This is a genomic window from Methylobacter sp. Wu1 (assembly GCF_036553575.1).
Classification (GTDB): Bacteria; Pseudomonadota; Gammaproteobacteria; order Methylococcales; family Methylomonadaceae; genus Methylobacter.
Genome location: NZ_JAZHOC010000041.1, coordinates 33,619 through 45,993, shown reverse-complemented (window position 1 = coordinate 45,993; position 12,375 = coordinate 33,619). Strand labels below are relative to the sequence as shown.

At 50.3% G+C, this 12,375-nt stretch carries 8 protein-coding genes; 3 read left to right on the top strand and 5 right to left on the bottom strand.

Annotated elements, in window-relative coordinates:
* Positions 1-146: 146 nt before the first annotated feature.
* A complete protein-coding gene (locus tag V2P20_RS05870; RefSeq protein WP_331817058.1) occupies positions 147-428 on the bottom strand; it encodes a hypothetical protein in 282 nt (93 codons plus the stop codon).
* 415 nt (positions 429-843) lie between these two features.
* Between V2P20_RS05870 and V2P20_RS05865 the strand changes: the two genes are divergently transcribed.
* Complete coding sequence (locus V2P20_RS05865) at positions 844-2,106, top strand: DUF4010 domain-containing protein (RefSeq protein WP_331817056.1); 1,263 nt, start codon at positions 844-846, stop codon at positions 2,104-2,106.
* A gap of 53 nt (positions 2,107-2,159) precedes the next feature.
* On the opposite strand, the gene V2P20_RS05860 is transcribed toward V2P20_RS05865, so the two are convergent.
* The 4 genes from V2P20_RS05860 to V2P20_RS05845 all read right to left on the bottom strand — a co-directional run bounded on the left by V2P20_RS05860 (position 2,160) and on the right by V2P20_RS05845 (position 8,978).
* Complete coding sequence (locus V2P20_RS05860; protein ID WP_331817054.1) at positions 2,160-3,302, bottom strand: acyltransferase; 1,143 nt, start codon at positions 3,300-3,302, stop codon at positions 2,160-2,162.
* Positions 3,303-3,381: 79 nt separating this feature from the next.
* The gene (locus tag V2P20_RS05855) at positions 3,382-4,677 is read right to left on the bottom strand and encodes a TolC family protein (protein ID WP_331817052.1); all 1,296 of its coding nucleotides are present in this window, start codon (positions 4,675-4,677) and stop codon (positions 3,382-3,384) included.
* Between the two features lie 23 nt (positions 4,678-4,700).
* Positions 4,701-7,805, bottom strand: a complete 3,105-nt coding sequence (locus V2P20_RS05850) for a CusA/CzcA family heavy metal efflux RND transporter (protein WP_331817050.1) — start codon at positions 7,803-7,805, stop codon at positions 4,701-4,703.
* 12 nt (positions 7,806-7,817) lie between these two features.
* On the bottom strand, positions 7,818-8,978 hold the full coding sequence (locus V2P20_RS05845; RefSeq protein WP_331817048.1) for an efflux RND transporter periplasmic adaptor subunit: 1,161 nt from the start codon (positions 8,976-8,978) through the stop codon (positions 7,818-7,820).
* Between the two features lie 251 nt (positions 8,979-9,229).
* On the opposite strand from V2P20_RS05845, the gene V2P20_RS05840 reads away from it, so the two are divergent.
* Together V2P20_RS05840 and V2P20_RS05835 are read left to right on the top strand one after the other, a co-directional pair.
* Positions 9,230-10,720 carry an ATP-binding protein gene (locus V2P20_RS05840; protein ID WP_331817046.1) on the top strand — a complete coding sequence of 497 codons (1,491 nt, stop codon included), beginning with the start codon at positions 9,230-9,232 and terminating at the stop codon, positions 10,718-10,720.
* On the top strand, positions 10,707-12,077 hold the full coding sequence (locus V2P20_RS05835; protein WP_331817044.1) for a sigma-54 dependent transcriptional regulator: 1,371 nt from the start codon (positions 10,707-10,709) through the stop codon (positions 12,075-12,077). Before V2P20_RS05840 ends, V2P20_RS05835 begins: the two co-directional genes overlap by 14 nt.
* The last annotated feature ends 298 nt before the right edge of the window (positions 12,078-12,375 follow it).

The window sequence follows — 12,375 nt, the reverse complement described above, 5'->3', positions numbered from 1 at the left end:
AAAAACCGGCTGATGAGAAATGCAATTTCAAAGTGACTTGATTATGGAAAGTAATTTCCCTTGATCAGGGAAATTTGCAAGGCATCGAAAATTTCGTTTTTAATGTTCAGGGGCAGACTAAGTTAATTTGCTTTATGCAGTAACGGTTAAAAATCGAAATCAAGGTCAAAATCATCAAACTCGCCTAGCTGTTCTTTCAATCTTTTTTTCTCCCAATACATTTCAATTTTTCTTCGCGCGGCCATCTTCTTGGCTACCTTGTCATTTTCTGCCGGCATCATGATGTAATCTTCACTTAAATCGAAATCTTCGATATCAAGGTCAATTTCACCTTTGGCGTCGCTACTAGCCTCGGGTTCCGGCGCAGATTGATCCTGGGCGGCGTCCTCTAAAAGAGCTTTATCTGATTCAGCTTGAGATGCTTTCATATTCATTTTTCAATCGACCATAAAAAAATTGTTATTCAGTGTCTGCAACAATGCTTGAAACGCAAAATTATACAAACATCATGTTAAAAATGTTACTCGACCAGGAGCCGATCATTGCAGTCTGAGGCAATGACTCAATGCGATATAAACATAACGTAACTGAAGACTCTGAGGTACTTACGTTCGAGTGGCGGTACTTATATCGCATTTGTGCGCGCAACATAATTAGTAAATGTACTTAAGTCAATACCCTTCTCTTTATCGTCAAGGCGCAAATGAACAGATGCGTTATTAAATCTCATAAAGAGCAATATGGAAATAAAAAAATGTCCGGTGATAGATGCCTGTCAATCGGAGTCCAATATTTCAAGACCCGGTACCATCTTGACCGCAATAGCTGCTCAAGGATCAGATCATGGAATTTCCAGACACCATTCCTCCCCTCTTGATTGAGTTTGCCCTGACTGTGGCATTCTCTTTTGTAGTCGGCCTGGAATTTCGCCGTTATCAGCGCATGAATCAGTATAAATTCCATTTTGGCAGCACACGAACTTTTGTTCTGATCGGCTTGTTGGGATTCATTCTGTATACCATCGATGCTACGCATGTTTTGTTCGGCTACGGCCTGCTTCTGCTCGGAAGCATGCTGCTGATCTATTACTGGCGGTTATCCTTGAAAGGGATGCTGTCGCTGTTCAGTGCTTTGCTTGCGCTGCTGATTTATCTGACAGGGCCTATCGTCAGCCTTTTCCCCAGCTGGTTTCTGATACTTTTTATCGTCTTGCTGATTTTAATGCTCGGCGAGAAGCCGTTGATCCATCGTATTTCCGATAAACTGGCCAATGAGGAAATCGTAACGCTGGCCAAATTCCTGATCATTTCCGGCGTCATTCTGCCGCTGCTGCCCAACGAGCCCATCGCGCCGATGATGCCCGTTACTTATGACAAAGTCTGGCTGGCGGTGATCATCGTGTCCGGATTCTCTTACTTAAGCTACCTGATCAATACTTATTTTTTCAAGAGCCGCAGCCTGATGATAACCGGTATTTTGAGCGGTCTTTATTCCAGCACCGTCGCCACCGTTGTTATCGGACGCCGCGCTCATCATCTGGCGGAGGCCGCTCCCTTTGTCTCATCGGCGCTGATTATGGCAACGGCCATGATGTATATCCGGCTGCTGGCCATTATTTTTCTTTTTGCCCCTGCTGCCGGCCAGCGCCTGCTGGCTCCGTTTCTTGCAGCCATTCTGTTGTCTATCTGCACCGTTTTCGCCTTGTTCCGCTTCAAGGATGATTTATCGCAGCCCTCCGCTGCGGGCACTATTGAGCATCCGCTGGAGTTATCGACTGCCATTGTGTTCGCATTGTCGTTTATGATGTTTGCCGCCATCACGCAATACGTAACCAGCAACTATGGCGGCCGCGGGCTGAATTTTCTGGCTATCGTTGTCGGTTTTACCGATATCGATCCTTTTATTCTGTCGCTGCTGAGCGGCGAATTCACCGTATCCGCTTCGGCCATTGTTTCCGCCGTGATATTGGCCAGCGGCAGTAATAATCTGCTGAAGGCGATTTATGCTGTCGTGCTTGCCCGCAACCGCTCGGTTACGGCAGCGGCGGCCTGGCTGATGTTTTTATTCGCGGCTTCGATTTTATATGCATTTAAGATTAATGCCTGATGTGATACATGGACAGCTTGTTATTCACTTTTCCCCGAGTTCTATGCATAGCCTTACCAGCCGATAATAAAACGGCTGTTATTAAGAGAAACTCTTTTAAATATTATGGCTATAGACAAGCTTATCGCTATGACCAAGGGTACCGTGATCACGAAGCCCAAAAATCCCGGAAGGAAATTGTAGCGTTGAAAAACTGATAAATAATCAAAAGAATAAAGTATCCAGGGATGCAGGAAATAAATGGCAAAACTCGCCGCTGATATATACTTTAAAAAAGGTATGTTTTTATGATCAAATTTCTGTGTTACCGATAACAGAAAAAAACACATCAGTATTTTCTGGATAATCATTAAATCAATCCCCTCATAAGAAAACATCGTTTCCTTATGAAAATTTCCATATTTATCATAGATCAGAATTTGTGCCACTGATATCAAAACAACAGAGAATCCCAAAACCAAGCTCTTTCCTTCCAAAAACTTAAATACTCGAGCTCTTTCTATAGAGCAGATAATGCCCAACATGTAAACAGGAATAAAATAAATCACGGAATGCAGGTGCGATAAATTATAAGATGGGCGATGAATCAAGCTGGAAATGCCTAATAGAAAAATAAACAGCCCTACCTGAGTCTTCATAGGCAACTGTATCTGCTTAATGAATAGTGGGGAGAGAGCAAAAATAATCATTATGAAAGGTATATACCAATAAGCATCCAAGATACTTCCCATCCACCAGTACTGAATGAACAGTTTTATATATTGATGCCAGTTATTTAAATGATCAGTGATAAAAACTTCAGCATAAGGCGGGCGATCCAAATAAAAAACAAAACATATAATGCCGGTTAGAGTGAATAAGGTATACGGCAATAAAACATATTTCACTTTTTTCAATATGAATTGTTTATATTGAAATTTGAAGTAAAAAACATGATGAAAAAAGAAACCGGAAATAAAAACAAAAAAAGTGGTGCCGCCTGTTACTAAGTTGGCAAACACTTTTTCATAAAACGTTTCCAAGCCCCAGTAGACACAAGAATGGCCGGCAACGATAAACATAATGGCCAGACCTCTGAAATAATCGAATGAATTTAAGTGCATATTTTTTGCCAAGTGAGAGAGTAGTAAGTGGCAGCCGCCCGAATAAGTCCAACAACATCCTGGAAAATTTGAAGTAACTAACCCAGCGCTCAATTGCCCTTGCAGGAACAGTCTGTTGATTTTTCGGAACTGCTTCAGCTTTATTATCACCAGCCGGCCAATGCTTCTGGGTTTACTTCAAATCTTCAAAGGCAGCCGCCAATTGCCCAGAAGCCATCATGGCGTCGAGCTCGGCCTGAATTTCAGCCGTCAACAGTTCAAGATGATTCAGTCTGATTTCAGTGTTGGAGCGCGAAGAATCCAGCAGTTCCAGAAGGCCGGATCGTCCCAGACGATAAGCATCTTCAGCCATCTGCTTTAGAGTCGGCAGTGGCGCGACGACATCGCGCTCGAATTTGGCCAGTGTTGCCCTACGACTGGCGACCACCTCGACAGCGCGTTCCAGTTCCTGGCGCGTTGAAGACAAAAGCAGTTCCCGCTTGAGCAGCGCCGCATGCTTTTCGGCCGAGGCCCGGGCCATGCCGCCTTGTCCTCGGTCGAATAGCGGCACATCCACAGACAGGCCCGAAAAAACCGCATTCCCATAGGGCTGGTCGGTAAAAGCCGTGCCGAGCATCAGTGAGGGAATGGGCCATCGTTCACGCTTGGCCCGTTCAAGTCCTGAATCGGCGGCAATAATCTCCCTGCGCGCGCTTTCCAGTTCAGGATTGGCCTGCTCGGCCTGTGACCAAAGCGTATCGACATCGGCTTTTATGCCTATCGGTTTCAGTACGCCTTCGGCCTGCGGTTTCCAATTCGGAAATCCCAATAACACGCCGAGTTCGCCCGCCGTGCTGGCATTATCGGTACGCGCGCTTTCCAGCTTCGCTTTCAGGTTCAGGACCTCCTGAGTGATGCGCATGACGTCGTAACGGCTGGCAGTGCCGGCATTTTCTTTACCGGTAATGATGTTCTGCATCCGTTCCAGCTCCTGATCAGCTTCTTCCAATACCGCCAAACGTTGCTGCCCAGTCAGCAATTGCACAAACAGCCGCCAGGTTTCGCGGATCAGGCGATTGTATTCGGCTTCGACATTGGCTTCGGTAACCTCGACCTGCCTTTCCGCAGATTCCCTGCGCGCACCGCGCTGGCCGGCCAGCAGCATAGGTACCTCGACGGTAATGTTCTGTTGCGAGGGCCCATCGAACTGGGTATTCCTTTGCCCGCCCGCCTGATCGTAACGACCATAGCTGATTTTGGGATTGGGCAGCACGCTTGCCGCTACAACTTCGGCTTGCGCCGCCTCAATCTGGCTGCGCGCAACCGCATAGCGCGGGCTTTTTTCCCTGACCACCTGCAACAACTGGCGAATAGACACTACATTAGGCAAGCCCTGATTTGTCGCCGGCTCTTCAGAAAAAGCGAACGGACTGTTCAACAGCATCACGAGCACCGCACCCACCCTGGCCTGTGCCCTGATTGTTTTCATGTTTAAATAATACTTCTTCATTCTTATTGTTTATTTAATAATTCGTCGGCCTCTTCAGGCGTTAACATCTGTTTTGAAGTCACTAGCGTGTAGATAACCGGCAATACGAACATGGCCACCAGGAACGTGGTCAACATGCCGCCGACAATCACGACCGCAAACGGGCGTTGCGTTTCACTGCCGATGCTGGTGGACAGCGCCATCGGCAACAAGCCCAGCAAAGCCAGCAATGAGGCCATCAAGACCGGGCGCAAACGCAGTATTGCCCCTTCCCTGACCGCTGACATCAACTCGGCGCCCCCACGCCGCATTTCTTCTGTCGCACTGATCACCAGCAAGCCCATTAAACAGACCTGTCCCAGCAAGGCAATAAAGCCGATCGCGGCACTGACCGACAGCGGGATGCCGGTCAGCAATAAGGCGAACACGCCGCCGGTCATCGCAAACGGCGTTACAATCAATATCGCCGCCGCGCTGCGCGCCGATTGCAGTGCGCTGTACAGCAAGCCCAGCACGATCAGCACCGCGATAGGCACCACCACGCCGAGCCGCGCCATAGCGCGCTGCTGATTTTCAAACTCGCCGCCCCAGACCAGGAAATGCCCTTCCGGCACTTTGACTTTTGTTGAGACTAGATCCATCGCTTCATGGACAACCGAGCCCAAATCGCGGCCTTCAACATTGAACTTGAGCGCCATATAACGGCTGTTGGCTTCGCGCTCAATAGAAGTCCGTCCGCGCGCGACTTCGATAGCGGCCAGATCATGCAGAGGTATATAGGCGCCCGATGGACTGGCAATGTTGAGGCTGCCGATTTTTTCCGCGTCGCCCCGCTCGGTTGCCGGCAGTATCAGCCGCACAGGCACAGGCCGCTCGGCCTGCCACAGTTCCGAGACCACCTTGCCGGCCATGCCGATTTCAATGGTGTTCTGCGCGCTGTCTATATCAAAGCCGTTGCGGGCCAGTGCAGAACGGTCCAGGTTGACCTGCAGCTGCGGCACGCGCGATTCCCGGTAAAGATCCAGATCAATGACGCCGGAAATATCGGCCAATACAGATTTGACGTCTTCCAGTGCGCTGCGCATTATTTCAAGGTCGGGACCGTAGATTTTCAGCACCACTTTGCCGCGCACGCCGCTGACCGCTTCTTCGACGTTGTCTTTAATCGGTTGCGAGAAGTTAAACCGCACGCCGGGTATTTCCTCCAGCGAGGTGCGCATGGCATCGACCAGCTTTTCCTTGTCCCAGCCTTCCCGCCATTGCTCATGATGTTTGAGATGGACGAAGGTTTCACTCATGTTGACGCCTTCGTTGTCCGTCCCGTCCTCGGAGCGGCCCTGCTGACTCAGGATGCCCTTGACTTCGGGAAACTGCAGCAGCCGGCGGCGCATATCCAGCAAGATTTCCTGGCCTTTTTCCAGCGAAACGCTCGCCGGCATCTCAACGAAGACATGGATATCGCCCTCGTCCAGTTCCGGTAAAAATTCCGTACCCAGCCCAGTGCCCGCAATAGCCCCGGCCAGCAACAATCCGCCGGCCGCCGACAGCACCACGCTCCGTTGGCGCAACGCGTAATCCAGCAGCCGCGCATACCGCTGCCGCAGCCGCTCCAAAAAGCGGGGCTCTTCAATCAAAGCGTGTTTAGGCTGGATAAACGTCGCGCACAGCGCCGGCACTAGAAACAGCGCAAATATCAGACCGCCGGACAAGGCGAAGCTGTAAGTCATCGCCAGCGGCCTGAATATCCGCCCTTCCACCCGCTCCAGCGTAAACACCGGAATCAAGGCGGCGATAATGATCAGCATCGCGAAAAACGCCGGCTTGGCAACATCGACAGCCGCATCGGCGATCAAATGCAGCATCTCCCGGCGCGTCTGCGGTTTGCGGTGCGAAGCCTGGTGAATGACGTTTTCAATCAACACCACGGCGCCATCCAGAATGATGCCGAAATCAATCGCGCCCATAGAGATCAGGTTGGCCGGCATACCCAACTGGTAAAGCCCCAGGAAAGCGACCAACAGGGACAATGGAATCACGGTCGCGACAATCAGCGAACCGCGGATGCTGCGCAAAAACAGCCAGACAACGCCCACGACCAGAATGAAGCCGTGCAGCAAATTGTCAAAAACGGTATGCAGGGTGCTGCTCACCAGATCAGCGCGATCGAGAAACGGCTCTATGCGCATGCCGGTCGGCAGGATGCGCGCATTCAGCTCATCCACCTTGCTGTGCAGGGCATCGAGTACCCGCGAAGGATTCTGGCCGCGCCGCAGCAGAACCATGCCTTCAACCACGTCCTTCTTTTCATCCAAGCCCACAGTCCCTCTGCGCGGCGTGTAAGCCTGGACCAGACGCGCCGCATCGCCCACCGTGACGGGCGTACCGTCCTTGTTTTTCAGCACGATTTTTTTGATGTCCTCCGGCGAGAGCAGATTTCCTATGCCGCGCACGATCATTTCCTGATCGCCGTAACTGAGAAAACCTGCGCCGACGTTGCGGTTGGATCTTTCAACGGCCTTGCCCACTTCCTCCAGCGTCAGGCCCAGCGATTCAACGCGGGCCGGGTCGATTTCGATATGGATTTCCTTGTAATAGCCGCCAAAGGTCAGCACATCGGCAACGCCGGGTATCTGGCGCAGGGTGCGCGAAACGTTCCATTCCATTTCTGAGCGCAGTTCGTAAAGCGAATGGCGATCGCTGACCAGCGTGAATTTATAAATCTCGCCCAAAGGCGTGTAATCGGGCGCCAATACCGGCGTTACCATCTCCGGCAATTCGGCGCCGGAAATACGTTGGGAAATTTCCGTCCGTGAATGGAAACTGTCGACATGATCTTCAAAAGTAATGGTGATCAGGGACAAGCCGAACAGACTCTGGCTGCGCATTTGAATCATGTCCGGCGTACCGTTCAGCACCCGTTCCAGGGGCACCGTCACTTGCCGCTCGACTTCTTCCGGCGCATAGCCGGGCATCAAAGTGATCACAGTCACCTGGGTATTGGTCACATCCGGGTAAGCCTCAATGGGCGTTTCCAAAAAAGCGTGTATGCCAAAAACAGTAATCACCAGCGCCGTTACAATAACGGCAAGGCGTCTGTGCACGCAGTGTTCGATCAAGGGACGCAACATGGCGACTGTCTCCTACAACAACATGGCTGCTGCAGAATCAAGCAGCAGCGTACCTGATGTCACTACCCGCTCGCCCTCGCCGATTCCTTCAAGCACCGGAACCCGGCCGTCCCGCGCCTGCCCGACAGTTACATTGCGCGGCTCGAACATGCCTTCGGCCGTTTCCACATAAACCACTGTTTGTTGTTGATCTTTGATCAGTACGGCCGTGGTCGGCAGTACAATCCGATGAGGCCCTGCCGCCTCTATCGACGCTCTGGCAAACATGCCGGGTTTGAGGATTGAATTGGCATCATCGAGCTCGATATAAACCGCACCGCGGCGCAGGTCGGCCTGCATGGCGGCGCTGACAGCGGCAACACGGCCGGATACCTGGCCAGACTGTGCGCTTGTCTGCACCATGACCTTGACCCCTTTTTCTATCAGCGGCAAATCGCTGTCGAACACATCCGCCACAACCCACAATGCTCCAGGTTCTCCTAGCTCAAACAGCACAGCGCCCGCTTCCACGGCGGCCCCTATTGAGGCATTGACCCGCAATACCACCCCGTCAACCGGAGCCCGTAAAACGATGGATTGGCCTGCGCCGCTGCCGAGCAGTTGCATCGCTTGCGCACTGCGCTCATAGTCCGCTCGCGCCTGTCGCAGCTGAATTTCCGCTTCAGCGCGCTCGACTTCCAGGCCAACGCCGCTTTTTTGCATGATGACCTGACGCCTGGCGCGGTCCTCCGCCCGTTGCAGTTCTGCTTTTGCATGGGCAAGATCAGCGCGCATTTGCGCCGCTTCAGAGCTGTCCAAGGTCGCCAAGGCAGTGCCCGCCTTAACACGATCTCCGACTTGTACGTTGATCTTGCCGAGGCGACCAGCGACGACAGCGCCTACTGTCGATAATGCCTTGGAACGAAACTCCACCCGGGCCGGAGCTTGCACCTTGGCGGTAAAAGCTTGCGGAGCGACGGCTGCCACCGTTATGTAGGGACGAGACTCTAGCGGAATCGAAATTTCTTTCCGCTTGCCGATGTTTTGCAAGCCGGATGATTCATTTTGGGAGGAATGAGCACTGTCTGTTGAAGCGGCTAGCGACTGTCTGTGATCTTTTTCTTCAGTAGCTGGCGTTTTACAACCGGTAAGCAACAGAACTGAAATAAAGATAATAGATAAATATTCGAGCATTATTTTGTATGTATCTGGTGAAGATCATACAAATTAATCAAAAACTGTGCCAATCAAACAAAAATTAGGGCACGTTTCGTTATGTCAGCGCAAATAGAATTCAACCATATGAATTTATTTAACAAATATTTTTAATCGATGAATACAATTCACTTTAATAGTCGCTGTCTCCGATACTTAAAAGTGATTGCAGCAAGCACGAGTGTTGCGATAAAGTACAATGCTGTGGAATATTTCAACAGTTCATTTTCATGCGCATTTCTACAAAGCTTACCTTGTCTTTAACATCCATTGGCTTGCTGATATTTATCGGTTATGGATTTCATCATCTTTCGATTGAGCAAAAAGATCTAACTCGTGTTACCAGACTACAAACGAAATTACTCGGCAAGAGTCTGCAAATCGCCATTGAAAATGCCATGCGGGATAAGCAGTTTGCTGATATCACAGAACTGCTGAAAGGGCTTGAGCATGTTGAGCCGGACCTGAAATTACGGGTTTATGATAAAACCGGCAGGGTTTTTCCGGAGCCTCTCAGCAACTCCTACGCAAGCGATTTCCAGGAAAGATTGCATGTCGCCTTGAAAAACGATGAGAGTAATCAGTTTTTTTATCCGGAAAAGGTTCCCGAATACATTACTCTGCTTCTGCCCTTACAGAATATGCAAGGAGAAAAGGTCGGCAAACTGGTCTTTATACGTGCTTTGCGCGAAATGCGCCGCGACCTTGAAGTGACTAAGCGCAACCTGGCGTTTTCCACGCTTGCTTTTATTTTGATTGCCGCACCGCTCAGCGGATTTATCTATTTGGTTTATATCGGTTGGCCTTTGAGAAGGCTGGAGAACGGCATGAAACAAATACGAGATGGAAACTTCTCGCCACTCCCCCTTGGTAATCAGGAAGATGAAATTGGCGTCCTGTTGAAAACATTCAATACCATGGCGGCAGAACTGGCCAGTGCTCGACAAGAACTTAAAGAGGAAGCGCAATCGCGTCGTCAGGTTCAAGCGGCCTTTCAGGAAGCGGATAAACTGATCACCATAGGCCAGTTATCAGCCGGTCTGGCACATGAAATCGGCTCGCCGCTGCAAGTGTTAAAAGGCCGCGCCGAACAACTGTTGCTCCGTCCAGATCAATCCGAAGAAGTTATTCGTCATGCACGGATACTGGTCTCCCAATCCGAACGTATAACCCATATCGTTCAGCAATTGCTTGAGTTTACCCGTCGTCGCCCCCCACATTACAATTATATTGATCTGTGTGAGCCTATAAGCGCAGTGCTGAATCTATTAGAATACGAAGCTCATAAAAAACAGGTCAGCCTCAACTTCGAAGCCACAGCAGACCTGCCGTTGATTTACGCTGATAGTGACGGCATCCAGCAGATTGTCTTAAACCTGATTACAAATGCCTTGTCTGCGACCGATCCGGGAGGGCAAATCGATGTGCTTATCCAGCCACACCAATTTAGCTCTAGTTCTTATAGTAGTGAAACTGTCGAAGCAGTGCAGGTCATCGTCAGGGACAACGGCTGCGGCATGACTCCGGAAACACTAGAACACTTATTTGATCCATTTTTTACTACGCGTCATGGACAAGGCGGTGTGGGGCTTGGACTCGCCGTTGCCCGCAGTATTGTCATAGCTCATCATGGCGGCATCAAGGCCCAAAGCTCACTCAATCAAGGCAGTACCATTTCCGTTATTTTACCTGTGGATAAACGCTATCATGGCACCGACTAATCAAACTATGCAAAGAAATAAACAATTGCTGATCATTGATGATGACAGCAACGTTGTCGAGTATTTGGTGGAAGTGCTCGCTGCCAGCGGTTACAGGATAAGCGGTGAAATCGATCCCCAGAGCGCATTGCGGCGCCTGGAAACCGAGCATTTTGATTTGGTCATCAGCGACGTGGAAATGCCGGGGATGCGCGGCCTGGATCTGATGTCAGCCATTCATGCCCGGAAACCGGGACAGTTGGTTCTGTTGATTACAGCTTTCGGCAGTATTGACCTGGGCGTGCGCAGCCTGCAGGCGGGCGCCTGCGGTTTTGTCACCAAACCGTTTTCCATAAACGACTTGACTTCCGCCATTGAACGCGCCTTTAGGGATCGGCAAATGCGCCGAGAGGTCGTGCGAATTACAACGCCGGATGAAAAGTTAGCGTCTCGAGAACTGGTTGCAGAAAGTCAGAAGATGCAAAAAATCCTGCAACTTGCCAATCGAGCAGCACGAATCGATTTGCCCGTTCTGCTGACTGGCGAAAGCGGGGTTGGCAAAGGCGCTTTGGCACGGTTTATTCACGATCATAGCTCACGTTGCGATGGTCCGTTTCTTCAAGTCAATTGCGCCGCATTGCCGTTTACTTTAGTGGAAAGCGAATTGTTTGGCGTGCGCAAAGGCGCTTATACCGATGCCAAGGAAAATCGTTTGGGATTGTTTGTTGAAGCTAAAGGCGGCACACTGTTTCTGGATGAAATTGCAGAAATGCCGCTGGCGATCCAGCCTAAACTGCTGCAGGTGCTTGAAACAGGCAAGGTAAGGCCTGTGGGAGCCGGTAGCGAAATCGCCACCGATGTCCGCATTATCGCCGCCACTAATCAACCCATCGAAAAAGCTCTGCAAAATGGACTGATGCGCTCAGACCTTTATTACAGGCTCAATGTGATCCGCTTGGATATTCCGCCCTTAAGAGAGCGCTCAGCCGACCTGGACCAGTTAGTCAATCATTTATTGCAAAGTGCCCAAACAAAACTGAAAAGACAAATTCATGGCATCTCCATCGAAGCCATGAGATGGATTCGCGCTTACTCCTGGCCCGGGAACGTACGTGAATTGGCTAATACACTGGAAAGAGCTGTTGCTTTGGCCGAGCATGATTCGATCCTGCTGGAAGACCTGGCTCAGGCAACTCAGTTACCGATTGATGACAGTCTTTTAACCAAGGCCGCAAATCAGGCAATGACATTGGCGGAATTGGAAGTGGCTTATATCCGTCGCATCCTGGAAATGACTCAGGACAATAAAGTGCAAGCGGCTAAAATTTTGGGCATTGACCGCGGCACACTTTATAGAAAGTTGGGGGATCCAAATTAATACTACAATTGTAACGTGAATTAAGAGCTGGTCCGTGAAAAATTCCAGAAAAATAGAGCCGCCGCGAGTTTGCCGAAGACGTGCACCATCAGTCCATTGTAAGAACGTATTTTACTGGCACATTCGATACCTGTTTTTTTCTTCAATCCAGGCAAATAACGCCTCAATCGGCTGGCGAACGCGAGAAACTGCGGTGGACAGCCATTGATCCTGCGACTCCAGATAGCGCAGCCCTTGTTGTTTTTTAACCGGTGTCAAGACAGTCAGGTTCTGGGCTTGTCTGACAGCTTCGGCATCG